Here is a 26679-nt window from a genome sequence, read left to right as displayed (position 1 = left end):
TCGGCGACGGGGCCTTCCACATCCCGACGAGACACACAGGAGCACGCGCATGGCCTACCAGGACTTCAACATGGACAACCAGTGGTTGCCCTTCACCCCAAACCGCCATTTCAAGAAGGACCCGCGGGTCTTCGTGGCGGCCGACGGGATGGAGTTCACCACCCACGACGGCCGCAAGGTGATCGACGGCATCTCGTCGCTGTGGTGCGTGGGCGCGGGCCACAACCGCAAGCCGATCAACGAGGCGATCAAGCAGCAGCTCGACACGCTCGACTACGCCACCGCGTTCCAGATCAGCAACGACAAGGCCTTCCGCGCGGCCGAGATGATCGCCGCGCTGGCCCCCGGCGACCTCAACAAGGTGCTGTTCTGCAACTCCGGCAGCGAGGCCGCCGACACCTCGATGAAGGTGGCGCTGGCCTACCACCGCGCGCGCGGCGAAGGACACCGCAACGTCTTCATCGGCCGCGAGCGCGGCTACCACGGCGTGGGCTTCGGCGGCATGTCGGTGGGCGGCATCCCGGGCAACCGCAAGGTGTTCGGCTCGGCCTTCCTGCCGCGCGTGGACCACATGCGCTTCATCCACGACCCGGTCAACAACGCCTACATCCACAACCAGGAACCGGTGTGGGCCGAGGACCCGCTGGTCGAGCTCGAGACCCGCATCCTGCCGCTGCACGACCCGAGCAACGTGGCCGCGATCATCGTCGAGCCGGTGGCCGGTTCGGCCGGCTGGTACCTGCCGCCGCAGGGCTACCTTAAGCGCCTGCGCGAGATCTGCGACAAGCACGGCATCCTGCTGATCTTCGACGAGGTCATCACCGGCTTCGGCCGCATGGGCACCAACTTCGCGTCGGACTACTACGGCGTGGTGCCCGACATGCTGAACTTCGCCAAGTGCGTGACCAACGGCGTGATCCCGCTGGGCGGCGTGATCTGCCGCGACAAGCTCTACGACGCGATGATGAAGACCGACGCGCCCGAGCACGTGGTCGAGTTCTTCCACGGCTACACCTACTCGGGCCACCCGGTGGCCTGCGCGGCGGCGATCGCCACGCTCGAGCTGTTCGAGAAGGAAAGCCTGTTCCCGCGCGCCGGCGAGATGGGCAAGCTGCTGGGCGACGCCTTCCACAGCGCCTTCAAGGGCCTGCCCAACGTGATCGGCATCCGCAGCCTCGGCCTGGCCGCGGCGGTCGAGCTGGCGCCGATCGCGGGCGCGCCGGGCAAGCGGGCCTACAACGTGTTCCTCGACTGCTTCCACAAGGGCGCGCTGGTGCGCCCCGCGGGCGACGTGCTGGTGATTGCGCCGCCGTACATCGTCGAGAAGTCGCACATCGACACGCTGGTGAACACGCTGGCGGATTCGATCAAGGCGCACGCCTGATCCCAGGCCTTCCCCGCGGCCCGCAACGGGCCGCGGACGCGCCCCCCGCCATGGGGGCGCGAGCCCCGTCGGCCCCCAGCAAAGCGCACGAAATCGGGGCGGTCGCACTGTCTGGCCATCCAGTGCTCACCGCTGGTTTGTACGCATAGGTACTACTGGTTTCCGGAATATCCAGCCCCACGGGCCGATCCATAGCATCCACCTTCACAAAGAAGTAGCACTTTTCGTTTAGTGCTCTTCCTCCTGAAGGAGCCTGCCATGCCTCGTGCATCTCGTGCCCCCGTACCGCGGTGCGCCGATCGTCGCCGTGGTGCACCCTGGGCCGCCACGGTGCACGTGGCCCTGATCGTGGCGCTGCTGCTGGTGGCGGCGCCGCGCGCGCAGGCCAACAACGTCGGCGAGAACGCGGCCTGGCAGTTCCAGACCAGCACCGACAAGGTCAACCAGGCCGCGGTGCAGGACATGATCCGCAAGCAGAAGAGCGGCTACTACGCGGCGCCGGTCTACAACACCACGGTCGGGCGCCAGTACAACTGCAACGTCTCGGCGACCTCGACCGGCAACGACGGCAACAACAGCACGGTCGCCAACTCGCCCTCCAACGCCGGCGCGCGCTCGGGCGCCACCGGCAACGACAGCAACAGCGCGGTCGGCACGCTCGGCGCGGCGGTGGTGGGCACCAACCAGGCCAACGCGGGCACGGTGGGCTCGGCGGTGGTCGGCGGCACCAGCACGCAGGTGCAGGGCGCGGCCTGGCAGGCGCTGAACTCGGCCCAGGGCAACACCGGTGCGCAGACGGCGGGAGTGAGCGGCAGCGCCGCCTGTGCCTTCGGCGTGCTCAACTGAGAGGGGGGCGCCATGCACAGCATCTCGCCCCACGCCCGCCGGGCGGTCTTTCTCGCGGCGCCGCTGGCCGGCGCGCTGGTGCTGGCCGGCTGCACCTCGGCGCCGCAGCAGCGCTTCGCACCCAACGAGGCACCGGTGGTGCTGGGGCCCTCGGTGCGCGACAACGTCACGCCGATGGAGCCGGTGCTGGCCTGCTTCGCCGACCACATCGCGGCCACGCGCCGGCCCGAGGTGGTGATCGGCGTGGGCGACGTGAAGGACTACACCGGCAAGTACAGCATCAACGAAGGCAACGCGATCACGCAGGGCGGCGCGCTGATGGTCTATTCGGCGCTCGGCAAGCTCGGCGGCGCGGTGCGCATCGCCGAGCGCTTCGACCCGGTGATCGCCGAGCGCGAGCTGGCCTACGCCGACCGGCGCCAGCTCGGCGACGGCCGCACGCACCAGCTCGGCGGCGGGCCCGGCGGCGGCGCGCAGGTGGTGCCGTGGCTGCCGTACTTCGGCGGCACGATCAACAAGTCCGACTACTTCATCGTCGGCGGCATCACCGAGCTCAACTACAACATCAACTCGGGCGGCGCCGAGGTCGCGGTGAACCAGGTCGGCGTGAAGGCGCGCACCTTCACCCAGTCGGTGGGCGTGGACCTGCGCATCGTCGACACGCGCTCGCTGATGGTGGTGCGCACGGTGAGCCTCACCAAGCAGTTCAACGGCTACGAGGTCGGGCTCAACGTGTTCCGCTTCTTCGGCAGCCGGCTCTACGACGTCGACATCGGCGCCAAGGGCCAGGAGCCGGTGCAGATGGGCGTGCGCGCGGCGCTCGAGGAGGGCGTGGTGCGGCTGATGGCCGCGGTCACGCAGGTCGACCATCGGCCCTGCATGACGCTGCGTCCGGGCGGCGGCGAGCAGATCCCGCTGGTGCCGGCCGAGCAGCTGCGCAAGGTGCAGAACCCGGCCGATGCCGGCGCGGCCGGCGGCGCGGCGGCGCCGGTGGTGCAGGCGAGCCCGGGCGTGGCGGTCAATGCCGCGGGCTCGGGCGGCGCGCGGCTGACCGGCGCCGCGCTGCAGGTGGCCTTCGACTTCGGCGCCACCGTGCTCGGCGGCAGCGCGCTGGCGCAGATCGACCAGGTCGCGGGCGCCGCGAAGAAGGGCGCCACCGACATCGTGCTGGTGGCGCGCGACACCGAGAACTGGGACGCGCGCAAGCGCGACGAGCTCACCGACCAGCGCATCGCCGCCGTGACCTCGGCGCTGGCCAACCGCGGCATCGCGCCGGCCGCGATCACGGTGCTGTGGCGGCCCGACGCGGCCGACACCTCGATCCACCGCGACGGCCCCGGGCTGCAGGAGATCGCGAAGCTGCGCATCGGCGCGCCGGTGGTGGGCAACGGCCCCGCGCCGGCCACGCCGCAGGGCGCCGCCACGGTCGCGCCCCTACCCAGCGCTTCCGTCGCGCCCGCGCCGGCGCCGACCGGCGACAGCGCGGTCGCCCCGGCCGGCGCCGCCGCCACCGCCGCCGTGCCCGACGCGGCCCAGACCGTCAGCGCGAGCGGCCCCGCGGCCGCCGCCAACCCCGATCCCGCCGCCGCCCCCGGCCGCGGCAGCTGACACCCCCGTTCCCTCGGACCGTGCGCGCCCGCGAGGGCGGCCCGGTTCCCTTGCGTTCGTCCGTCCCTTTCGTCCACAACGTCTTCACACCAGGAGTCACGCCATGAAAGCTCGCAAGATCCGCAACCGGGGCGCCCGCAGGCCCGCCACCAGTCTCAGCCGCATCGGTTCCGCGGTCGCGGTCGCGCTGCTCGCCGCCGGCGCCGCGCACGCGGCCGACACCACCGTGAGCAACACGCTCAACGGCTCGGTGTCGGGAACGTCGATGGCGAACTCGCAGCCCTCCAACACCAACGGCGTGACGGCGAGCATCACGGGTGCCGTCGGCGGCACCACGGTCAGCGGCACGCCGGCCAATCCGAATCCGATCGCGGCCAGCACCAGCGGCAACCTGATCGGCGCCAGTGCCGCCGGCAACGACTTCGCGAACGCGATCCAGCCGGCCTCCGGCAGCCCGGCCTCCACGCCGGTCGACAACGCGGCCTCGCTGGGCGTGGCCACCAACAGCGGCACCATCGCCGCCGGCGTCGCCAAGAGCAAGCTCGCGGTCGAGCTCAACAACTTCACGAACGGCAGCGCGGCCGCCACCGACAACACGATCTCGGCCTCGAGCGTGATCAACAAGGGCAACTCGCTGGTGACCGGCGGCGCGATGGCCGGCGCCAAGGGCATCACCGGCGGCGCGGCGCTGATCTACCCGGGCGGCACGCCGCTGTTCGACGCGCAGGGCAACATCGTCGTGACCTCGCTGCAGCTGGGCACCGGAGCGGCCTCGGGCGCGGGCCTGGCCAACAACAGGATCGACCTGGCGCTGACCTCGACGATGGCCAACACCGTGACCGCCGGCGCCACGCTCGAGCGCAACACGCTGTCGGCCACGCTGCGCGGCAACAGCGCGAGCAGCGCGGCCGAGATCCAGGCGGGCGCGGCGCCGAGCTTCGCGGGCTCGGCGGTGGTGTCGAACCTGCAGGCCAACGGCAACGGCATCCTCGCGGCGGTCACGCACGCGGCCGACAACACCAACTCGACCGTGCAGGCGCTGGTCACCGGCGCGCCGGCGGGCCAGGTCAACGAACTGCGCGGCTCGCTCTCGGTGCAGGGCAACACCATCTCGAGCGCCGCCACTGGCAACGAGGCGCTCTCGGCCACCGCCGGCAGCGCGGGCAACCGCATCGTGATGAACGGCGTGTCGGTGGTCGCCGCGACCCCGCCCCTCACGCCGGTCAATGCCAGCGTGCACGGCGGCACGGCCGTCACCACCACCCTCGATGCCGACCTGGCCGTGCTCAACAGCCAGGGCAACCTGCGCTCCAGCGTGCTGGCGCAGACCGTCAACGGCCAGGTGCTCGCGGGCGTGCAGTCGATCGACGGCGGCAGCGTCACGCTCAAGGACAACAGCGTGAGCGCCGCGGCCACCGGCAACATCGCCTCGAGCGCGATCCTGCCCGGCACCACCGCGGCCAGCTTCGCGGGCACGGCGGGCCTCTCGAACCAGCAGGCCAACACCGAATCGGCGGTGTCGGCGGTCGCCAACGGCACCATCGTCGCGGTGCAGACCGGCGACGCCACCGGCCAGACCAAGGCCAGCAGCGTGACCGTGGCGGACAACAGCGCGTCGGTCGCGGCGCGCGGCAACCAGATCAACCAGGGCCTGGCGCTCGACGCCAACACCGTGGCGCTGGGCAGCGACGCGGTGGCGCTCGGCGGCGGCACCAGCGCCGATGGCCGCGTGTCGGCCAAGGGCGCCATCACCCTGACCAACCTGCAGGGCAACTACAACGCCAGCACCGTCACGGCGATCAACGGCACCTCCAAGGTCTGGCTGGTCGCGAACGGGCCGGCCACGGTGGCCGACAGCGCGCTGTCGCTCACCGGCAACCGGCAGGAGGCGGTGGCGGTCGGCAGCGGCGCCGCGAGCGACCTGTCGATCAAGGGCAATGCGGTGGGCACCGGCGCCGGCATCGCCAGCGTGCAGATGAACGATGCCACCTCCTCGACCGGCGCGGTGCTCAACGTGCCCGAGGCCCGCGTCGCGGTGGCCGGCAACCTGTCGGGCGGCTCGGCCACGGCCAGCGACAACCTGCAGCGCGCGATCGCCTACGGCAACTCGGCCACCAGCACGCTGGGCGTGCAGGCCGGCAACGTGACGGTGAACCCGTCGGCGGACACAGCCTCGACCATCACCGCCAACCTCGGCAACAACCTGCCCTTCGACAACAGCCTGGCCACGCAGCCGGCGGTGAATGCCTCCTACGCCATCCTCGGCAGCCAGTCGATCCAGTCGACGGTCGGCGCCACGGCGGTCAGCGTGAATTCCATCGCGGCCACGGTGAGCGGCGACGTCGCATCGGCCAGCCTCGGCAACGACCGCAACGCCTTCGTCGCCGCCAGCTATGGCAACGACGCGGCCAACGGCCTGAAGCTCGGCGCCAACCAGATCGCCTCGAGCGACTTCGCCTCGGTGGCCAACGTGACCAACGTGCAGTCGGTGGCCGGCGCCAAAACCAAGGTCGAGGCCAACACGGTCGGCGGCAACGTGGTGCGCACGGTGGTCGACGGCGGCGTGCAGGACGCCTCGGTCTCGAGCAGCGGCAACACGACGCAGGCCCTGGCCTACGGCAGCCGCGCCACCGGCAACACGGTGGACGTGACGGCCACCTCGATCGGCACCGCGGGCCTGGTGCTCTCGGGCGCCACCGTGACCGGCGGGGTCGCGACCACCGATGCCTCGTTCAGCGTGCAGAACGCGCAGTCGGGCCAGGGCACCGTGGCGGCCACGCGCAGCGGCGGGCCCGAGGTGCTGACGCAGATCGGCACCGGCGGGGCGGGCTCGGGTGTCCACGACTCGAAGCTCGATGCCGACAACAACACCACCGCGGCCGCCGCGACCAGCAACAGCGCGGTCAACGGCGTGCGCCTCGCCGCGGCCGGCATCGCCACCACCACGGCGGTGCAGAACCTGCAGATCACCACGGCCAAGACCACCTCGCAGCTCGGGCTCGAGGGCGGCGCGCTGACCGACCAGGCCGGGGTGCAGCTCGCGGTCAGCGGCAAGGGCATCACCGATTCGCAGCTCTCGGTGGACGGCAACGCGGTGCGCGGCACGGCCACCGGCAACACGGCCGTCAACGGCATCGAGGTGAAGGGCAACGCCATCGACACGGGCGGCGTGCTGCCGGTGGCCGCGGCGGCCAACGCCGCGGTGCTGAACGGCGCGCTCGGCGACCATGCGCTGTCCAACGCGCAGCTGATGCTGAATACCGCGGCGATCTCGTCCAAGGCGGCCGGTGCCTTCGGCATCGGCACCGCGCCGGGCGTGGGGGTCGATGGCAGCACGCTCAGCGTGTCGAACAACGCCCAGAGCGCGAAGGCGGTGGCCAACAGCGCCAGCAACGACATCGCGCTGGCGGCCGGCAGCGTCTCGGCCACCTCGGCGCTGCAGTCGGGCCAGGCCAGCCTGGCGGCGGTGGAGGCGCGCTCCTTCGCGCAGGCCTACGCGCCGGCCTCGGCGTCGAATTCCTCGGTGACGATCTCGGGCAACGCCAACAGCGCGCAGGCCGTGGTCAACGACGCGACCAGCCGCATCGCCGTCGCGGCCGACACCACGGCCAACGCGATCCTGCCCGCCCTCGTGCTGCAGACCGCCGGGCCGGGCGACGGGGGCACCGTCGCCATCCATGCGCTGATGAACCGCCAGTCGGCCATCACCTCGGCCAGCGCGACCGCCGACAGCGCGATCTTCAACGACGACCGCGCCGTGCCGGCCGGCCCGGGCGTGGTCGACAGCGCGGTCGCGATGTCGGGCAACCAGACGCTCGCCGAGGCGGCGGGCAACCGCGCGGGCAACGCGGTGTCGCTCACGGGCGGTGCCTCGCAGGGCGCCACCACCGGCCTGCTGAACTCCCAGCTCAGCGCCGCCGCCGTGAGCGGAATCGCCAACAACACGACCCGGCTGACCCTGACCGGCACCACCGCGCTGATCGACAGCAGCGCCACGCTTGAGGGCAACGTCACCGGCGCGGCCGCCACCGGCAATGCCTCGACCAACAGCATCGAGGTGAAGGGCGGCGCCATCGCCACCGGCCTGGCGGGCTCGGCGCTGACCACGGCCGCGGGCTCGGCGGTGCTCGCGAGCGCCGACCATGCGCTGGTCAACGTGCAGGTGGGCGCCGGCCCGGTGGGCGCGATCGCCACCGGCAGTATCGGCATCGACACCCTCGGCACCGCCGCGGTGCAGGGCGCGACGCTGAGCCTGTCGGACAACCGTCAGAGCGCGCGCGCCGCCTCGAACACCACGGTCAACGCCGCGACGCTCTCGGGCGCCAACGTCGATGCGCGCGCGGTGGTCCAGTCGACGCAGGTCGGTCAGGCGCCGGTCACGGCCAGCTCGAACTCCGAGCTGTTCGCGCCGGCCGCATCCTCGGGCTCGTCGGTGCGGCTCTCGGGCAACACCAACACGGCGCTGGGCGTGATGAACGACGCGACCAACACGCTCGACGTGAAGGCGGCCAACCTGCAGCCGGCGGCGTCGACGGGCAGCGTGGCGCTGTCGGAAACGGCGGCGGGCGGGCAGACGGCCACGGGCGACCACCTGGTGGCGAACCGCCAGGCCGCGGCGACCTCGGTCACCAGCACCGCCACCACCGCGATCTACAACGACGACCGGCTGGTGCCGAACACGGCGGGGCTGTTCAACGGCGCGGCGACGATCTCGAACAACAGCACGCTGGCCGAGGCCTCGGCGAACCGCGCGATCAACGCCGCCACGGTGGCGGGCGACGCGACGCAGGGGGCGAGCGTGGGCGTGTCGAACGCGCAGACCAGCAGCGCCACGGTGACCTCCTCGGCCGTCACGGCCGCGGGCGTGACCCTCGCGGGCAGCGATCCGCTCAACGCGGGCAGCGTGGCCCTCAACGGCAACACCACCTCGGCGCTGGCGCGCGGCAACGCGGCCACCAACCTGGTCGACTCGAGCGCGGGTGGCAGCTACGGCGGCGCGCTCCCCAACGGCAACGTGGTCTTCGTGGCCTCGCCGCTGGCGCTCAATCTCGGTGCCAGCGTGGGCGTGCTCAACAGCCAGACCAACAGCGGCGCGGTGAACGCGTCGAGCACGGGCACCAGCTACCAGGTGGCGCTCAACGCGACCGGCCCGGGCACGCTCAACGGCAGCGTCGGCGTCAACAGCAACACGCTGAGCGCGCAGGCCTTCGGCAACAGCGCCACCAACCGCGTGACGCAGACCGCGCTGAACACCGGCACGGCGAGCGCGGCGGTCGGCAACTACCAGGTCAACAGCGGCATGGTGTCGGCCACGGTGACGACGGTGAACTTCGGTGCCGGCGTGATGGGGCCGGTGGGCAGCAGCACGCTGCGCACCACCGGCAACCAGGTCACGGCCTCGGCCACCGGCAACTCGGCGACCTCGTCGATCCTGTCGCGCTGAAGCGGGAGCGGGCCCGCGGGCCCGCCGTATGAAGAAGGACGAAGGCCGCGGCGGGACGCCTTTCCCGCCGCGGCCTTCGCACGTCCGGATCGCTCAGGACTTCACTTCTTCGCCGGGCCCATCGACTTGCGGAGTTCCGCGCAATAGTCCTTCTCGGGCAGCGGCGGCGTGCGCCAGGTGCGGTCGTAGCCGGCCGATGCCGCGTCGACACCGGCGGGCGCGGCGAGCAGGCGCACGGCCTTGAACGAGACCTCGTTCGGCAGGTGCTGCGCCACGCCCAACTGGCGGTCGACATGGCCCGCGCCCGCGATCAGCAGCACGGTGCGGCCCGGCTGGCGCGCCTTGACGATGGCCTGGGCCATGGCGCGGTCGCGGCCGACCTGGATCCGGGTCATGGGCACGATCTGCGATTCGGGCAGCAGCTTGCAGTGGCCCTCGCGCACGGCGTCCTGCTGCGCGGTGTAGGCCTCGCCATTGAGCTGCACGTCGAGCGAGACGTCGGCCATCGCGTCCTTCATGCGCGCGCGCGGCAGGTTGGCGCCGACCACCGGCACGCCGGCGCGCACCGCAGCCATCACGGCCGGACCGTAGTCGGCCCAGGGCCAGGCCTTGTCGTTCCAGCTCAGCGCGGTGCGCACCTGGGCTTCGGTGGCCGCGGCCGGCAGGTGCGCGGTGCCGTTGCCTTCCTCGGCCATCTCGAGCGCCAGCGCGGCGAGCCGGCCGCGCGCGGCCAGCGCCTCGACCGTCTCGCGCTCGATCGCATGGTGCTCGGGGGCGTCGTGCTGTTCGCCGAGCAGCAGGGCGTCGGTGGGCAGCAGGGCCTCGACGCGGCGGGCGATGGGTGCGTCCGGGGCGTCGGCGCCACCGGGCCAGCCCGCGCAGCCGGCGATGAGGGTGCTGCCCAGAAGAGCGAGCAGGAGGGAGGAGACGGGCCGGTGCGCGAAAGACATCGCGCCATACTACGCAACGGCGCCGCGCGCGCTGCCGTCCTTTGCCCCTACCGCCTGTCCGTCCGTTCCGCGTGTCCCTTTCCTTCCCGGTCCGCGTGCTGGCCACGCTGCTGCTCGCCTTCGTGGCGGCCCAGATCTGCCTCGCGCTCCACACCCCGCTGCCCTGGATGATCGGCCCGCTGCTGGCGGTGTCGCTGGCCTCGATCGCCGGCGCGCCGATGGCCAGCCACGTGCCGCTGCGCAATGCCGGGCAGTGGACCATCGGCACCGCGCTGGGCCTGTATTTCACGCCGCACGTGGTCGCGCTGGTGGCCAGCGTCTGGTGGGCGATCGTGCTCGCGATCGCCTGGGCGCTGCTGCTGGGCTGGGGCTTCGGGCGCTGGCTCTACGGCCTGCATGCACCGCGCATGCCCCAGGTGCCCGAGCGTTCCATGAGAGCCACGACTTACTTCGCGGGCGCGATCGGTGGCGCCTCGGAGATGACCTTGCTGGCCGAGGCCCAGGGCGCGCGCACCGACCTGGTGGCCGCGGCCCACAGCCTGCGCGTGCTGATCGTCACGGTGACGATCCCGTTCGCGATGCAGTGGAGCGGGCTGCATGGCCTGGAGATCAGCCCGCCGAGCGCGCGCGAGGTGAACCCCGGCGGCCTCGCGCTGCTGGCCCTGGCCACGGGCGCGGGCGGCTTGGCGATGCGCGCGCTGGGCCGCACCAACCCGTGGTTCATGGGGGCGCTGCTGGTCGCGATGGGTTTCACCGTCGCCGGGCTGTCGCTGTCGGCGGTGCCGGGCTGGATGTCGAATGCCGCGCAGCTGCTGATCGCCGTGAGCCTGGGCGTGCGCTTCAGCCGCGAGTTCCTGCACACCGCGCCGCGCTGGCTGGGCTCCGTGACGCTGGGCACGCTGGCCATGCTCGTGGTGTGCGCCGGCGTGGCCTGGCTGCTGGCCTGGGCCACGGGACTGCATCCGGCGACCATGATCCTCGGCACCTCGCCGGGCGGCATCGCCGAGATGTCGATCACGGCCAAGGTGCTGCAGCTCGGGGTGCCGGTGGTGACGGCATTCCAGGTCTGTCGGCTGGTGGCGGTGCTGCTGCTGGTCGGGCCAATGTTCCGCTGGATCTACCGATAGAAGCCAAAGAAAAAGCGCCCCGCGGGGCGCTTCGTTGCTGGCACGGGACTCGGCTCAGTGCACCAGAAGCGGCGTCTGCGCCAGCTCGGCGTAGCCCTCGAGCGTGTCCTCGACCTCTTCCTGGGTCGGGGTGTTGAGCTGCCAGGCCGCGATCTGCTGGCGGAACAGCTCGGCCCAGGAACCGTCGAGGTAGAGCTCCTTGCCGGAACGCTTGTCGACGATCTCGAAACCGTGGCGCTCGAGCACCGGCACGTTGGGTTCGGCCGGAACTTCGCCTTCGTTCGGCTGCACGTGCACGACGACGAAGGAATCCGAGTCGTAAAGCATGTTCATGGCGGGGCCTGTGAGGATGTCGAGGGCGTTCATGAGGGTTACATAGCAATCAACGCGCCAGTTTCAAGATGGGTTGTCGTGTTGCCATTAAAACGTTTGGATGACTGGTTTTTCGCATCAACCGGGGGGCGTGGCGGGTAGGGGTTTGCGCAATCGGGCGTCAGCGAAGTCGCCATTCGGCTCGGTCTGGAGGATTCGCACCGGCAGATAGCCGTAGGCCGGGGCCAGCCAGAGTTCGACCTTGCGGTCGAAAGGCTTGCGCGGATCGCGCGTGAGCTTGCGCGCCAGGTACTCGCCGGCCGGCAGGCTCAGTTTTTCCTCGTCGCCGACCACGAACACCCAGACGTCGGCGTCGCGCGCTCCCACGGTCTGGATCGCGATCCGGGTGCCGGCCGGGTAGCGCTCGGGGCTGGCCGCCAGCAGGCCGCCGAGCTGCATCATGACGCTCATGCGGTCCTGCGCGCCGGGCTTCAGCGGCACGGTGGGGGCGTTGTTGCTGAACACCACCTCGCCGCGGTCGCGCGCGAAATGCGAGGCCTGCTCGGATCTCCGGCTTTCGGAATAACGCTCGGGCTCCAGTCCCGAAGGGCCGATCACCCCGGTGCTGTGCCAGTTCAGCAGTGTGAAGAACGTGGCCTTGAGGGTCAGCCGGCCATCGTAGCGGGTGCCATCCTGAAGCCAGACCAGTTCGCCGAAGAAGCCGCTTTGCGGCGCGGCTCCACGTTGACCGACGGCATCGAAACTCAGCGTGACCGAGCCCGGAATGCGCAGCGACTGGGTGCCGGCCATCGTGGTGGGCGCTTCGCCGGCGCCGGCGGCGGGCGCGCTGCCCGGCGTGGCCGACGGGGCGGCGGCCGCGCTGGCAGGCGGCTCGGGCGTGGGTGCTGCTCCTGAATCGGGAGCGGCCTGCGCCACCAGGTCGGGCGATTCCGGGTCCTTGGGCGCCATGGCCTCGGGCGTTGGATCGGGTGAGGGAGCCGCCGCGGCGGGGACCGGATCGGGCTTCGGCCGCGGCGCATGCACCGCGCGCGGCCGCAGCGGCCTGGTGGCCGCGGGCGGGGCGGTCGCGGCCGGTGGTGGCGGCGCCGCCGCGGGCGTTTCGGCCACCGGCGGCGCGATCACGATGGTGCGCGTGCTGAACTTGGTGATCGGCGACGCGGGCTCGGCGCCGAGCCCGGCCGGCGCGAGGCCCAGCAGCGCCATGTGCCCGAGCGCGACCAATAGCGTCAGCAGCGCCAGCGCCCGCCACGAAGGCCGCCAGGGCGCCGCGGAGGAGGGTGGGGAGGCGACGGTCGTCGGCATGGAGGGTGGAGTGGGCGCCGCGGCCGAGGTTCATCGGGGCCACCTCGGTACACTGCCGCCCGTCCAACCAGTTTAGGGGAGCGGCGCGCGGCCCGGCGCGGCGCCCCGTCGCCTTTTTCCCAGCACCGCACCATGAAACTCGCCACCCTCAAGGACGGCTCGCGCGACGGCCAGCTCGTCGTCGTGTCGCGCGACCTCACGCTCGCCCACTACGCCACCGGCATCGCCCACCGCCTGCAGCAGGTGCTCGACGACTGGGGTTTCATGGCGCCGCAGCTGCAGGACCTGTACGCCGCGCTCAACGCCGGCCGCGCGCGCCACGCCTTTCCCTTCGATCCCGCCCAGTGCATGGCGCCGCTGCCGCGCGCCTACCAGTGGGCCGACGGCTCGGCCTACCTCAACCACGTCGAGCTGGTGCGCAAGGCGCGCAACGCCGAGGTGCCCGAGAGCTTCTATCAGGACCCGCTGATGTACCAGGGCGGCAGCGACGACTTCATCGGCCCGACCGACGACGTGGTCGTGCCCAGCGAGGCCATGGGCATCGACTTCGAGGCCGAGATCGCGGTCGTCACCGGCGACGTGAAGATGGGCGCCACGCCCGAGCAGGCGCTCGACGGCATCCGCCTCGTGATGCTGGCCAACGACGTCAGCCTGCGCAACCTGATCCCGGCCGAGCTCGCCAAGGGCTTCGGCTTCTTCCAGAGCAAGCCCGCCACCGCCTTCAGCCCCGTGGCCGTGACCCTCGACGAGCTCGGCGAGGCCTGGGCCGGCGGCCGCGTGCACCTCGCGCTGCAGAGCAGCTGGAACGGCCGCAAGGTCGGCCTGTGCGAGGCCGGTCCCGAGATGACCTTCCACTTCGGCCAACTCATCGCCCACGTCGCCAAGACGCGCAACGTGCGCGCCGGCAGCATCGTCGGCAGCGGCACCGTGAGCAACAAGGGCGTGGAGAAGAACGGCCGCATGGAATGGCCGCGCGGCTATTCGTGCATCGCCGAGAAGCGCTGCATCGAGACCATCCAGGACGGCGCGCCCTCGACCGAGTTCATGCGCTACGGCGACACCATCCGCATCGAGATGAAGGGGCTCGACGGGCGCTCGATGTTCGGCGCGATCGACCAGGAGATCGTGGCGCCGGGCGGGCGCGCGAAGTTGGCCGAAGCACCGGTGGAATCGAAGGAAGAAGCCGCCGAGGATCCTCAAGGCTGACAGCCTCCGACGCTCTGCGCCCTTCAGGCTGAAGTTTCCCGATGCCGACTTCCCGCGAGCAACTGTTGCAATGGCTGGACGAGCCCGAAGGCGCTCGGCTGGAATTCAAGGAAGCGAAGAGCAACTTCCACTTCGACAAGCTGGTGGAGTACTGCGCGGCGCTGGCCAACGAGGGCGGCGGCAAGATGATCTTCGGCGTCACCGACAGGCGCCCACGCGTTGTCGTGGGCTCGATGGCGTTTACGGAGCCGGGTCGAACCGAGGCGGGCCTGCATCAGCAACTGAACCAGCGTGTTTCGGTGGAAGAGCTGAGGCTGCCGGAAGGCCGTGTCGTCGTGGTCCACATCCCCCCCACGCTCACCGGGAGCGCCGTGGCATGCCAAGGGCCGCTACCTGAAGCGAGCAGGCGACGAACTCGCCGCAATGGGTGACGCGGAGCTCAAGGCGATATTCGCGGAAACGGATTCGGATTTCTCCGTGGAAATATGCGAGGGTGCCTCCATCGAGGATCTGGCACCCGCGGCCATCGGGCTTTTCCGTGAGCGTTGGGCCAGGCGTACCGGTGATACGCGCAAGCTGGTGCTGAGCGATGTCGAAACGCTGCGCGATGCGGAGCTGTTGATCGATGACCGGGTCAGCTATGCCGCCTTGATTCTGTTTGGCTCCCGCAAGGCACTGACACGACATCTCGCGCAGGCCGAGGTGATATTCGAGTACCGGTCCTCGGAGGCCTCGGGACCGGCGGCTGATCGGGAGGAGTACCGTGAAGGCTTCATGCTCTGGCAAGACGCGCTGTGGTCCAAGATCAACCTGCGCAACGACAGGCAGAGCTTCCAGGACGATTTCTTTCGCATCGACATTCCGACCTTCGACGAAGTGCCTGTGCGGGAGGCGGTTCTCAATGCGCTGGCGCACCGCGACTATCGACTGGGTGGCTCGGTGTTCGTGCGTCAGTATGCGAAGCGCCTTGAAGTCGTCAGTCCTGGCGGGTTGCCTGCGGGAATCACGCCCGAAAACATTGTCGATCGGCAATACCCGAGGAACCGACGCCTCGCGGAAGCGTTGGCAAAGTGCGGATTGATCGAGCGCTCGGGCCAGGGATTGAACCTGATGGTGGAGACGGCCATTCGCCAAGGCAAGCCGTTGCCCAGCTTTGCCGGTACCTCGGACCATGAGGTGAGGCTGACGCTGGAAGGCGGCGTGCGCAATCCCGGCTTCGTCCGCTTCATGGAACGTTTGGGCGAGGACACGCGGAGCTCGTTCACCACGCGTGACTACCTGGCGCTGGAGTGTCTGCAATATGAACGAGATCTGCCCGCGGACTTGAGAGAGCGGTTGCCCGGACTCATCGCCGCTGGAGCGGTGGAGTCCCTGGGGCGTGGCAAAGGCACCCACTACATCCTTTCCGAGGCGCTCTACGCCGTGCTGGGCGCGAAGGGGACGCACACGAGGAAGAAGGGACTCGATCGCGAAACCAACAAGGCGCTCTTGCTGAAGCATCTGGCCAGGCAAGGGCATGAAGGCGCACCTTTGGCGGACCTGCGGCAGGTGCTGCCCGCTCTGCCGGCCAGCGCGGTTCAGACCTTATTGATGGAACTGCGCACGGAGGGGCGTGCCGAGCTGAAAGGGTTGCGCCGCTGGGCGCGGTGGCGTATCGCGGGCAACGAGTCCAAGAGCTAAATCTCTTAGAACCCTTTGGCTGGCCTTTAGAAGAAAAAAACTCCAGCAAAATCAAGGGCTTATAAAGCGTAAATCAACGCTCGTCCCCGACAGGCTCATGGCGGAACGCTTGAGCCTGGCCAGCCGCGCAGCAATTCCTTCTGCGACCGTATCCCCAGCCGTCGGAACGCCCGGTACTGGTGGGTGCGCACGGTCGTGAGCTCGACGCCGATCTCGCGCGCCGCCTCCTTCGCGGTGCGCCCGGCCATCAGGTGGCCGATGACCTCGCGCTCGCGCAGGCTCAGCGTGAGCAGCCGCGAGGCCAGCGCCGGTGCCGTGGCCTCGCGCGCGGCCACGGCGCTGCGGCCGTGGGCGGTGGTGGCGTCGGCCAGCAGGGTGGCGTGGCGCTCGATGACGGCGAAGTCGCCGGCGCCGAACTCGGGCTGCGCCAGGCTGCGGTAGAAGCTCACGGCCACGCGCTGGCCCGTGGGCAGCAGCAACAGCACCGAGGCGCGCTCGCGGATGCCGACGTCGCCATAGCAGGCGGCGCGGTAGGCCGGATTGGCCACCTCGTCGCCGAGCTGGTGGCCCAGCCACAGTTGCGCGCGCCGCGGCAGCTTGCGCGCGGCCAGCCAGGCCATGTTGGGATCGAGCAGGTCGAAGCGCTGCGCGACGTAGCGCTCGGCCGTGCGCTCCGCCGTGCTGCCGTAGCTGCTGGCGGCCGACACGGTCTCGATGCGGCCGCTGGCGCCGACCGCGAACACGGTGCAAAAGGTGACCGGCATCACGCGCTGCATCGCGGCGAGGTAGCTGGCCGCGAGGTGCGGCGTGCCGACGCCGGCGAGCACGTCGCCGACCACGCCGGCCGACAGCGTGGCCTCGGGCGCGGCGGGAAGGCGCCAGCGTTTCATGGGGTAGGGAAGGGGTGCGGGATTCGGGTAAACACTTCGTACGAAGTTATGACAATGCGGCGCCGGGCGCGTCGGGACAATCCCGGGCATGAACCGCCCCGTTGCTCCCTCGAACCCCGCTCCGACCGCGCGCCCCGGCGACGCCGCCGGCGGACCGCTGCCGCCGCCAGCGGCCGGCCTGCCGCCCTCGGTCGGCGCCTTCGACTACACGCGCTACCCGGTGCGCCTGCCCGCGCTCGCGGCCGACGGCCTCGAAACGGTGGCGGGCGGCAGCCATCCGGTGGTGATCGCAGGCGGCGGCCCGGTCGGCATGGCGCTCGCGCTGGGGCTCGCCAACCACGGCGTGCGCAGCGTGATCCTCGAGGCCGATGACACGGTCTGCGTCGGCAGCCGCGCGGCCTGCATCTCGCGCCGCAGCCTGGAGATCATGGCGCGGCTGGGCGTGCTGCCGGCCTTCCTGGCCAAGGGCCTGCCGTGGACCGGCGGGCGCAGCTTCTACAAGACCGAGGAGGTGTTCCGCTTCGAGATGCCGCACGACGCGCGGCAGAAGCTGCCGCCGATGATCAACCTCGAGCAGTACTACGCCGAGCACTATCTGCTCGAGGAGATCGAGCGCCGCAACGCCGCGGCGCCGGGGCTGATCGACATCCGCTGGGGCACCGAGCTCACCGGCCTCTCGCAGGACGAGGCGGGCGTGCTGCTCGAGGCGCGCAACGCGCAGGGCGAGTACCAACTGCGTGGGCAGTGGCTCGCGGCCTGCGACGGCGGCCAGAGCTTCGTGCGCAAGGCGCTGGGCCTGGCGCTCGAGGGCACGGGCTACGAAGGCCGCTACGTGATCATCGACATCGAGCTCAGGAGCGGCCACCCGACCGAGCGCCGCGCCTGGTTCGACCCGCCGTGGAACCCTGGCTCGACCGTGCTGATGCACCGGCAGCCCGACGACATCTGGCGCATCGACTACCAGCTGCGCGCCGGCCAGAGCACCGAGGAGGCGCTGCAGCCGCCGGCCGTGGCCGAGTTCGTGCAGCGCCACCTCGATGCGATCGGCGAGGGCCACCTGCCGTGGAAGACGGTCTGGACCTCGGTCTACCGCGCCGGCGCGATGACGCTCGCGAGCTACCGCCACGGCCGCGTGCTGTTCGCGGGCAACGCGGCGCATGCGATGCCGATCTTCGGCGTGCGCGGCCTCAACTCGGGCTTCGACGATGCCGACAACCTGGCCTGGAAGCTGGCCTTCGTGGCGCGCGGGCTGTCGGATGCCGCGCTGCTCGACAGCTACTCCACGGAGCGCATCGCCGCCTTCCATGTCAATGCCGAGAACGCGATGCGCAGCACCGAGTTCATGTCGCCGCCCTCGCGCGGCTTCGACCTGCTGCGCGAGGCCGCGCTGTCGCTGTCGGGCGCGCACCGCGGCATCGCGCAACTGATCAATCCGCGCCAGACGCAGGCGGTGCGCTACGACCATTCGCCGCTGTCGAGCGCGGACGGCGACGCGCTGCCCGCCGGCCCGCTGCCCGGCGAGGCGATGCCCGAGCAGCAGCTCGCGCAGGGCCATCTCACCGACCGGATCGGCGCGCGCTTCACGCTGCTGGTGCTGCAGCCCGCGCACGGCGCGGCCATCGAGTTGCCCGCCGACGACATCGCACGGGCGCAAGAGGGCCCCCTGCCGTTCGCGCTGTGCACGATCGCGGCCGACGGCCCCGCCGATGCCCATGCCGACGCGCAGGTATTCGACGCCCTGGGCGCGCGCGAGGGCGCCGTCTACCTGCTGCGCCCCGACGGCCACGTGGCCGCGCGCTGGCGCCGCCTGAGCGCGGGCGCGCTGCCGCGCGCGCTCGAACGCGCGGCCGCCGCCGTGCAACTGGAGACCCTCGCCGCATGACCACCGCACTTCCCACCCTGGCCCCCGAGGCCCGCGACCGCCTCTACGCCGACTGCGCGAACGCCATCAGCGAGGCCGGCGCCGAGCGCGAATCGCTGTTCCTCGCGCGGCTCGCGCTGCTGCTGTTCGAGCAGGTCGGCGACGAGGCGCGCTGCCGCGCCGCGCTGGCCGACGCGCTGCATGCGCTGCCCGTACCATCGCTGTCCGCAACCGAATGACAACCTGGAGATGACCCTCATGGACCGCCGTACCCTCCTTGCCACGCTCGCCTCGGGCGCCGCCGTGGCCGCCGCGCCCTTCGCCCGCGCGCAGGACTATCCCTCGCAACTGATCCGCTGGGTGGTGCCCTATCCCGCGGGCGGCGGCACCGACGTGATCGCGCGCGCGCTGGCCGAGGCCATGCGCCAGACGCTGGGCCAGCAGATCGTGATCGACAACCGCCCCGGCGCCTCGACCAACATCGGCGCCGACATGGTCGCCAAGAGCAAGCCCGACGGCTACACCGTGCTGTCGGCCGACAACGCGGTGCTGGCCTTCAACGAGCACCTGTTCGGCAAGCTGCCCTTCAACCCCGAGAAGGACTTCAGCTACATCGGCGCGATCGGCAAGTTCCCGCTGGCGCTGGTGGTGCACCCGGACTTCCCGGCCAAGAACTTCAAGGAGTTCCTGGCCTACGTGAAGGCCAACCCGGGCAAGGTCAACTACGCCTCGCCGGGCAACGGCTCGCCGCACCACCTGGCGATGGAGATGTTCAAGGTGCGCACCGGCACCTTCATCACCCACATCCCCTACCGCGGCGCGGCGCCGGCCATGGCCGACGTGATGGGCGGCCAGGTGCCGTGCATGTTCCTCGACCTGGCCTCGGGCCTGTCGATCATGAAGGGCAACAAGGTGCGCGTGCTGGCCATCGGCTCGGGCGCGCGCAGCAAGCTGCTGCCCGAGGTGCCGACGCTGGCCGAGGTGGGCGTGTCGAACTCCGAGGTGTTCGCGTTCCAGGGCGTGCTCGGCCCGGCCGGCCTGCCCGCGGCGGTGGTGAACAAGCTCAACGGCGACCTCAACCGCGCCTTCGGCAATCCGCAGGTGCAGAAGCGCTTCGAGGACTTCGGCATGGAAGCCATGCCCGGCACGCCGGCCCAGTTCGCGGCGCTGTCGCGCGCGGAGTCGAAGCGCTGGGGCCCGATCATCAAGCAGGCGGGCATCAAGCTCGATTGATCGCCCCGGAGGGCGGCTCTCAGCGCGCGTAGGCCTTGCGCGAGCCGTCCTCGAACACTTCGTCGTCGCGCACCAGCTCGCCGTTCTCGTCCCAGCTGCGCTCGCGCGTGACGCGGCCGCGCGCGTCGAAGCTCGATTCGGCGACCAGCGCGCCCTTTTCGTCGAAGCGCTGGTGCGTGCCCTGCGGCAGCTGCCGCGCGCCGCGCCCTCCCACGAGGTAGCGGCCCAGCGCGGCGCGCTGGCCGTTGTCGTGGAACTCGGTGACCAGCACCGTGCGCGCGCTGCCCGTGCCGCCGTAGACCGACCTGGTGTGCGGCTGGCCGTTGAGGTAGTAGCTGTCGTCGCCGATCGGTTCGCCGGCGCTGTTCCAGCGCTGGTCACGCACCAGCGTGCCGCGCTCGGAGAACTCCTGGTCGCGCAGGCGGATCGCCGAGCGCGCCGCCCCCAGCAGCGAGACGGTCTCGCGGCGCTTCACGCCCTCGGACGAGAACTGGCGCTCGGTGCGCTGGTTGCCGCTGATCTCGTCGAGCAGCGAGGGCTTGCCGTTGTCGTAGAAATCCTGCGTGCGCACGCGCTTGCCGGCCAGGTAGGACTGGCGCGAGCGCAGGGTGCCGCGCGCGTCGAACAGCTCGACCTGCGAGGGCGCGCCGCCGAAGCCGCACAGCCGCGCGTCGTCGGCCGCGGGCGCCAGTACCGGCGCGTTGCCGCAGCGCAGCGCCGAGAGCTGGCCGCGTTCGGTGAACTCGGCCGAGGCCCGGTCGCCGCCCTGGTCGGGATAGAAGCTGGCGCGGCGCAGCTTGCCGCCCGGATAGAAGCTGCGCACCAGGCCGCGTTCCTGGCCGTCGTCGTAGGTGGCCTCGCGCAGCACCTGGCCGTCGGGCGCGAATTCGCGCGCCGGGCCTTGCATGTTGCCCTTGGCGTTGAGCGTGTGCTCCTTCGCGAGCCGGCCGTTCTCGTAGACCCGCACCAGGCCCATGAAGACGCCGTTCTGGATCTGCTCCTCGCGCAGCAGCTGGCCGCTGCCGCGGTCCTTGCAGCGCAGCAAGCCGGTCTTGCGCGCGGTCTCGTTGCCGTTGGCGGGGTTGACCGGCTGGCCGTTGAGTTCGCAGTCCTGCGCCGCGCGCGCGGCGGCAGTGCCCACCAGCAGCGGCAGGGCCAGCGCTGCGGCCAGGGCCAGCCGCGCCGCGAGCCGCGGAACATCGACCGGCCGGACCGGAGCGTGGGTCACTTGTCGTAAAGCGCGTCGAGCGAGCGGAAGCCCTTGGCCTCGATCGGATTGCCGAAGGGGTCGCAGAAGAACATGGTCCACTGCTCGCCCGGCTGTCCTTCGAAACGCACCTGGGGCTTCAGCACGAAGTCGGTGCCGGCGGCCTCGAGCCGCGCGGCCAGTGCCTGCCAGTCGGGCAGGGCCAGCACGATGCCGAAATGCGGCATCGGCACCATCGCGTCGCCGACGCGGCCGGTGCGCGTGGTGGCGAAGGGTTCGCCCAGATGCAGCGAGATCTGGTGGCCGAAAAAGTCGAAATCGACCCAGGTGTCGGTGCTGCGGCCTTCGGTGCAGCCGAGGGCCTCGCCATAGAAGCGGCGTGCGGTGTCGAGGTCGCGCACGTGGAAGGCGAGATGGAAGATGCTCTGCATGTTCCGGATTATGGGCAGCGGTGCTGTTGTAATGCCGGACTTTCTTTCTTCATGGAGCGAGCCTTGCGGATACTCCGGGCACTGGTTGCACCGAGGCGCGAAATCGACAAGCCGGCCGATCGGTCGGCACGGCGCATGCGCCTGGTCTCCTCTTCTTTCCTCTCCTCCTTCCGTTTCTCCTTCTCCTGGGCGCGCGGCGCGCTGCCGGCCCTGGTCGGCGCCTGCTGCGCGCTGGCCGGCGTGGCGGCGCAGGCGGCCTGCCCGCCCTCGGCCATCGGCAGCCTCGAGCGCTCGCGCAGTTCGAGCGACCAGCGCAGCGGCGCCGACCGCGGCCTGCTGTGGCGCATCGAGAAGGACGGCCGCACCTCGTGGCTGTACGGCACCATCCACCTCGGGCGCGCGCCCTGGCTGCGCCCCGGCCCGACCGTGCAGCGCGCGCTCGGCCAGAGCGACGCGCTGGCGCTCGAGATCGACGTGCGCGATCCCACCGCGATGAAACCGCTGACCCAGCCGGCCGACCCGGCGCTGATCGCGCGGCTGCTCAGCGGCGAGCGCGCGCGGCGGCTGGCGCGGCAGAACGAGATCGCCTGCGTGACGCCGGGCGCCAACGCGGCGCTGCAGCCGATCCTGCAGGTGACGGCGCTGACCGGCCTGGCCGGGCGGGCCGACGGCCTCTATCCCGACTTCGGCATCGACGAGATGCTGGCCGTGTGGGCGCGCAACGCCAACAAGCCGGTGTTCGCGCTCGAGAACCCGGCGGCCCAGCTCGAGATGCTGACCGGCGGCTCCGAGGAGGAGGAGGCGGCGCAGATCGATTCGGCGCTCGACGAACTCGAATCGGGCCAGCTGCGCACCCAGCTCAAGGAGCTGGCCGACGCCTGGGCGCGCGGCGACCTCGCGCGGCTCGCGCGCTACCCCGAGTGGTGCGACTGCATGCGCACGCCGGCCGAGCAGCGGCTGATGACGCGGCTGCTCGACGACCGCAACCCGATCCTGGCGACCGGCATCGCGCGCATGCACGACGGCGGCCAGCGCGTGTTCGCGGCCGTGGGCGCGCTGCACATGATCGGCGCCCAGGGCCTGCCGACCCTGCTGGCGGCGCGCGGCTTCACGGTGACCGAGGTGCTGCCGGGCGAGCGCGGCACGCTCCCCACCGCGGCCGAGGAGCCCGAGGCCGAAGCCGCGGCGGCGCCGCCCGTGCGTGCGCTCGGCGCGCGCCACGCGCGGCGGCCGGCCGTCGGCCAAGGCCGCGCCGGTTCGCGGCAAGGCGGGCGCGCGCGCGGCGGCCCCGGCCAAGGGCGGCAAGGCGGCGCCGAAGGGCACCAAGCCGGCGGCCAAGGCACCGGCCAGGTCGACGGCCAAGCCGGCCGCGAAGGCGCCGGCCAAGCCCGCCGCGTCCAAAACGCGCCGATAATCGCGCCCGCCATGCACCTGATGCGCCGCCACACCCGCTTCCTCGGCCTCGCCGGCCGCTGGGTGCTGCTGTGGTTCGCGCTCTCGCTGGGCGCGGCCATCGCCTCGCCGCTGGTGCATCCGCAGGCGATCGAGCTGGTCTGCTCGAGCGCCGGCGCCGTCAAGGCGGTGGTCCACACCGAGGACGGCGTGCAGGAAATGGGCGTCTCGCACATGGACTGCCCGCTGTGCGTGCTGACCGGCGCGCCGCCGCCGGTGCCGCCGGTCGCCAGCCTCGACCTTCCCCTGCCGCTGGGGCGCGTGCTCCAGCCGATTCCCGCCGCGCGCCTGGCCGCGGCCACCGCGGCGCCGCTGCCCGCGCGCGGACCGCCTTCGCGCTCCTGAAACCCTCGAGTCCATGGCTGGATGCGCCCGTTCGACGGGCGTCTCCGGTCCTTCCTGGCCAGCGTTTCGTGGAGCAGCCTCCCTGTGAACAAGCATTCCCGCGCCGTGGCGATCGCCATGGCATTCCCGCTGGGCGCCTCGCTCGGCGCGCCCGCCTGGGCGCAACCCGCGCCGGCGGCCGATAGCGCCGGTGCCGAGCGCGCGCTCGGCGCCATCACCGTTACCGGCGGCCGGCCGACCTCGCTGCCGGCGCAGATCCCGACCACCATCGAAGGCACGACGCACGCGCAGATCGTCGAGACGGTGAACGCCACCGACAGCGAGGACGCACTGAAGTACCTGCCGAGCCTGGTCGTGCGCAAGCGCTACATCGGCGACTTCAACCACGCGGTGCTGGCGACGCGCGCCTCGGGCACCGGCAACAGCGCGCGCTCGATGGTCTATGCCGACGGCATCATGCTGTCGAACCCGCTGGGCAACGGCGCCACCTACGCGCCGCGCTGGGGCATGGTCTCGCCCGAGGAGATCGAACGCGTCGACGTGCTGTACGGGCCGTTCTCGGCCGCCTACCCGGGCAACTCGGTGGGCGCGGTGGTCGATTACGTGACGCGCATGCCCGAGAAGTTCGAGGCCCACGTGAAGCTCAGCGGCTTCGTCTCGAACTTCGACCTCTACAACAGCCATTCCTCGCCGGCCGGCCAGCAGCTCGACCTGTCGCTGGGCAGCCGCAGCGGCGACTGGTCGTGGTGGCTCAGCGCCTCGCGCACCCAGAGCAAGGGCCAGGCGCTGGTGTTCGGCAACCGGCTGCTGAGCGCGGGCACGCTCGGCAATGCCGGCACCCCGGTCACCGGCGCGGTGCTGGGGCTCAATCCGTCGAACCAGCCCTGGTGGCTGGTCGGCGGCGCGACGATCTACGACACCACGCAGGAACAGGCCAAGCTCAAGCTGGCCTACGACTTCTCGCCCACGGTGCGCGCCACCTACACGCTGGGCGCCTGGAACAACACCACGCACGGCAGCGTCGACACCTGGCTGCGCGATCCGCTGGGCCTGCCGGTCTACGGCGGGCGGGTCAACATCGCCGGGCGCAGCTACAACCTCGACGCGCCCAGCGGCGCGCTGGTGCCGACCGAGACCCGGCTCACCCACTACATGCACGGCCTCTCGGTCAAGAGCCACAGCGGCGGCGTGTTCGACTGGGAAGTGGCGGCCAGCCTGTTCGACTACGCGAGCGACACCTCGCGCACGCCGACCACGCCGCTGCCCGGCGCCTTCCTCGGCGGGCCGGGCCGCACCACCGACATGGGCGGCAGCGGCTGGCACACCTTCAAGGCCGCGGGCACCTGGCGGCCCACCGGCTCGGCCGAGGGCGTGGGCGCGCACGTGGTCGACTTCGGCTTCCAGCAGGACGCGGCCAGGCTGCGCACCAGCGTCGGCACCACCGTCGACTGGATCGGCGGCCCGCCGGTCACGCCGTTCTCGGCCTTCAACGGCAACACCCGGCTGCAGTCGCTCTACCTGCAGGACACCTGGCGCTTCGCGCGCGACTGGAAGACCACGCTGGGCCTGCGCCACGAGCGCTGGGAGGCCTGGGGCGGCCAGCTCGGCAACGCGACCCGTCTGCTCGACTTCGCGCCGCGCAGGAACAGCTACGACTCGCCCAAGGCCGCGATCGCCTGGCAGGCCACATCCGACTGGCTGTTCAAGGCCTCGACCGGCCGCGCGGTACGCATGCCGACCGTGAGCGAGCTCTACCAGGGCTCGATCGACGGCAACCGCATCGTCAACACCGACCCCAACCTGCGGCCCGAGCGCTCGTGGACCACCGAGCTCAGCGCCGAACGCGGCCTCGACGGCTGGGGGCTCGACGGCGTGCTGCGCACCACGCTGTTCTTCGAGCGCACGAAGGACGCGCTCTACAGCCAGGCGCTGACCAACCTCGTGAGCACGGTGCAGAACGTCGATGCCATCCGCACCCGCGGGCTCGAGGTGGCGCTGAACGCCACCGACGTCGGCATCCGCGGCCTCGACCTCGGCGGCAGCCTCACGCTCGCGAACTCGAAGATCACGGCCAACCGCGGCTTTCCGGCCAGCGTCGGCCAGCAGCAGCCGCGCGTGCCCAAGGTGCGCGCCACCCTGCTGGCCACCTACCGGCCCGACGCCAACTGGAGCTACACCCTGGGCATGCGCTACAGCGGCAAGCAGTACGGCACGCTCGACAACAGCGACCCGAATGGCTTCGCCTACATGGGCTTCTCGAAGTTCTTCGTGGCCGACCTGCGGGTGCGCTACCGCATCGATCGCCAATGGAGCGCATCCTTCGGCATCGACAACCTGAACAACAACAAGTACTGGGCCTTCCACCCCTATCCGCAGCGCACCTACGTGGGCGAACTCAAGTTCGACCTCTGACGCCTGCCCTGTCTTCCACCGTCTTTCCTCAAGGAGTACCCCTCATGAACCGTCACCTCACCCTGCGCACCGTCGCCGCCGCCGTCCTGCTGGCCGGCAGCGCCGCCGCCGTGCTGGCCCATGTCACCTTGCCGCCCGGCGGCGTCACCGTGGGCAGCGACTACGACGCCGCCTTCCGCGTCGGCCATGCCTGCGAGGGCGCCAAGGCCACCACCGGGCTGGCGGTGAAGCTGCCGCCGGGCTTCGTGCTGAGCGAGGCGCAGGCGCGCAAGGGCTGGAAGCTCGATGTGCAGAAGGGCGCTGGCGGCGAGGTGCGCTGGACCGCCGAGAACGCGCAGGCCGCGCTGCCCGGCACCGAGAAGGCCGAGTTCGTGGTGCGCGGCAAGGCGCCGGCCACGCCGGGCACGCTGTGGTTCAAGGTGCTGCAGACCTGCGACGTGGGCAGCGCCGACTGGGCCGAGGTGCCGGCCTCGGGCAAGTCCACCGCGGGCCTGAAGCGCCCGGCCGCCAAGCTCGATGTGGTGGCGCAGGGCGTGGCCACGGTCGACGTGCGCGACGGCTGGGTGCGCCAGTCGGTGCCGGGCCAGAGCGGCACCGGCGCCTTCATGAAGCTGACCTCGCCCACGGGCACGAAGCTCGTGAGCATCTCCACGCCCGCGGCCGGCGTGGCCGAGGTGCACGAGATGAAGATGGAAGGCGACACCATGAAGATGCGCGAGCTGAGCGCCGGCCTCGACCTGCCGGCCGGTCAGACGGTGGAGCTCAAGCCGGGCGGCTTCCACGTCATGCTGATGGACCTGAAGGGCGCGGTCGCCAAGGGCACGAACGTGCCGCTGACCCTGAAGTTCGAGGACGCGAAGGGCGTGAAGACCGCGCTCGACGTCACGCTGCCCGTGGGTGCGCCGGCCGGTGCCGACGCGGGCGGGGCGGCGCATCAGCACAAGCATTGAGGCCGCTTCCGCGGCGCCG

At 71.3% G+C, this 26679-nt stretch carries 18 protein-coding genes and 2 pseudogenes; 14 read left to right on the top strand and 6 right to left on the bottom strand.

All coding sequences use genetic code 11. The features are described 5' to 3' along the window. The first annotated feature begins 49 nt into the window (after nucleotides 1–49). From INQ48_28615 to INQ48_28600, 4 genes are all read left to right on the top strand, one after another. Nucleotides 50–1384, top strand: a complete 1335-nt coding sequence (locus INQ48_28615; protein ID QRF57213.1) for an aminotransferase class III-fold pyridoxal phosphate-dependent enzyme — start codon at nucleotides 50–52, stop codon at nucleotides 1382–1384. Nucleotides 1385–1714: 330 nt separating this feature from the next. After that, entirely contained in the window at nucleotides 1715–2230 is a 516-nt protein-coding gene (locus INQ48_28610; protein ID QRF60940.1) for a hypothetical protein, read from the top strand. A gap of 12 nt (nucleotides 2231–2242) precedes the next feature. After that, a complete protein-coding gene (locus INQ48_28605) occupies nucleotides 2243–3838 on the top strand; it encodes a hypothetical protein (GenBank protein ID QRF57212.1) in 1596 nt (531 codons plus the stop codon). A 103-nt stretch (nucleotides 3839–3941) separates the two neighbouring features. After that, a complete protein-coding gene (locus INQ48_28600) occupies nucleotides 3942–9281 on the top strand; it encodes a hypothetical protein (GenBank protein ID QRF57211.1) in 5340 nt (1779 codons plus the stop codon). 101 nt (nucleotides 9282–9382) lie between these two features. Here INQ48_28600 and INQ48_28595 read toward each other — a convergent pair whose 3' ends face one another. Beyond that, the gene (locus INQ48_28595; GenBank protein QRF57210.1) at nucleotides 9383–10231 is read right to left on the bottom strand and encodes a ChaN family lipoprotein; all 849 of its coding nucleotides are present in this window, start codon (nucleotides 10229–10231) and stop codon (nucleotides 9383–9385) included. 71 nt (nucleotides 10232–10302) lie between these two features. On the opposite strand from INQ48_28595, the gene INQ48_28590 reads away from it, so the two are divergent. Then, complete coding sequence (locus INQ48_28590; protein QRF57209.1) at nucleotides 10303–11358, top strand: AbrB family transcriptional regulator; 1056 nt, start codon at nucleotides 10303–10305, stop codon at nucleotides 11356–11358. A 54-nt stretch (nucleotides 11359–11412) separates the two neighbouring features. Here the strand turns inward: INQ48_28590 and INQ48_28585 are convergent, their stop codons facing one another. Continuing rightward, complete coding sequence (locus INQ48_28585) at nucleotides 11413–11691, bottom strand: DUF3567 domain-containing protein (protein QRF60939.1); 279 nt, start codon at nucleotides 11689–11691, stop codon at nucleotides 11413–11415. A gap of 117 nt (nucleotides 11692–11808) precedes the next feature. Then, complete coding sequence (locus INQ48_28580; protein QRF57208.1) at nucleotides 11809–12993, bottom strand: DUF3108 domain-containing protein; 1185 nt, start codon at nucleotides 12991–12993, stop codon at nucleotides 11809–11811. A gap of 132 nt (nucleotides 12994–13125) precedes the next feature. Between INQ48_28580 and INQ48_28575 the strand changes: the two genes are divergently transcribed. Then, nucleotides 13126–14199: a fumarylacetoacetate hydrolase family protein gene (locus INQ48_28575; GenBank protein ID QRF57207.1), complete on the top strand. Its 1074-nt coding sequence runs from the start codon at nucleotides 13126–13128 to the stop codon at nucleotides 14197–14199. A gap of 41 nt (nucleotides 14200–14240) precedes the next feature. Next, nucleotides 14241–15879: pseudogene (locus INQ48_28570) on the top strand (putative DNA binding domain-containing protein). 95 nt (nucleotides 15880–15974) lie between these two features. Here INQ48_28570 and INQ48_28565 read toward each other — a convergent pair. After that, on the bottom strand, nucleotides 15975–16769 hold the full coding sequence (locus tag INQ48_28565) for a helix-turn-helix transcriptional regulator (protein QRF57206.1): 795 nt from the start codon (nucleotides 16767–16769) through the stop codon (nucleotides 15975–15977). An 88-nt stretch (nucleotides 16770–16857) separates the two neighbouring features. Here INQ48_28565 and INQ48_28560 point away from each other — a divergent pair, with 88 nt between their 5' ends. Genes INQ48_28560 through INQ48_28550 form a run of 3 tightly spaced genes read left to right on the top strand, consistent with a single transcriptional unit; the run spans nucleotide 16858 to nucleotide 19863 of the window. Continuing rightward, nucleotides 16858–18651, top strand: a complete 1794-nt coding sequence (locus INQ48_28560) for an FAD-dependent monooxygenase (GenBank protein QRF57205.1) — start codon at nucleotides 16858–16860, stop codon at nucleotides 18649–18651. Next, a complete protein-coding gene (locus tag INQ48_28555; protein QRF57204.1) occupies nucleotides 18648–18869 on the top strand; it encodes a hypothetical protein in 222 nt (73 codons plus the stop codon). Before INQ48_28560 ends, INQ48_28555 begins: the two co-directional genes overlap by 4 nt. Nucleotides 18870–18888: 19 nt before the next feature. Continuing rightward, the gene (locus tag INQ48_28550) at nucleotides 18889–19863 is read left to right on the top strand and encodes a tripartite tricarboxylate transporter substrate binding protein (GenBank protein QRF57203.1); all 975 of its coding nucleotides are present in this window, start codon (nucleotides 18889–18891) and stop codon (nucleotides 19861–19863) included. Between the two features lie 19 nt (nucleotides 19864–19882). Here the strand turns inward: INQ48_28550 and INQ48_28545 are convergent, their stop codons facing one another. Together INQ48_28545 and INQ48_28540 are read right to left on the bottom strand one after the other, a co-directional pair. After that, nucleotides 19883–21040 carry a hypothetical protein gene (locus INQ48_28545; protein ID QRF60938.1) on the bottom strand — a complete coding sequence of 386 codons (1158 nt, stop codon included), beginning with the start codon at nucleotides 21038–21040 and terminating at the stop codon, nucleotides 19883–19885. 47 nt (nucleotides 21041–21087) lie between these two features. After that, on the bottom strand, nucleotides 21088–21501 hold the full coding sequence (locus tag INQ48_28540; GenBank protein QRF57202.1) for a VOC family protein: 414 nt from the start codon (nucleotides 21499–21501) through the stop codon (nucleotides 21088–21090). 51 nt (nucleotides 21502–21552) lie between these two features. Between INQ48_28540 and INQ48_28535 the strand changes: the two are divergent. The 4 genes and pseudogenes from INQ48_28535 to INQ48_28520 all read left to right on the top strand — a co-directional run bounded on the left by INQ48_28535 (nucleotide 21553) and on the right by INQ48_28520 (nucleotide 26660). Next, a pseudogene (locus tag INQ48_28535) lies at nucleotides 21553–22915 on the top strand (TraB/GumN family protein). An 11-nt stretch (nucleotides 22916–22926) separates the two neighbouring features. Then, complete coding sequence (locus INQ48_28530; GenBank protein QRF57201.1) at nucleotides 22927–23298, top strand: hypothetical protein; 372 nt, start codon at nucleotides 22927–22929, stop codon at nucleotides 23296–23298. A gap of 117 nt (nucleotides 23299–23415) precedes the next feature. After that, nucleotides 23416–25710, top strand: a complete 2295-nt coding sequence (locus INQ48_28525) for a TonB-dependent receptor (GenBank protein QRF60937.1) — start codon at nucleotides 23416–23418, stop codon at nucleotides 25708–25710. A gap of 44 nt (nucleotides 25711–25754) precedes the next feature. Continuing rightward, nucleotides 25755–26660 (top strand): copper chaperone PCu(A)C, encoded by a 906-nt coding sequence (locus tag INQ48_28520; protein QRF57200.1) that lies wholly within the window; start codon nucleotides 25755–25757, stop codon nucleotides 26658–26660. Nucleotides 26661–26679: the final 19 nt, after the last annotated feature.

The organism is Variovorax paradoxus (genome assembly GCA_016806145.1).
In the GTDB taxonomy this organism is placed as follows: Bacteria; Pseudomonadota; Gammaproteobacteria; order Burkholderiales; family Burkholderiaceae_C; genus Variovorax.
This window is presented reverse-complemented; position numbering and strand designations above follow the sequence as displayed.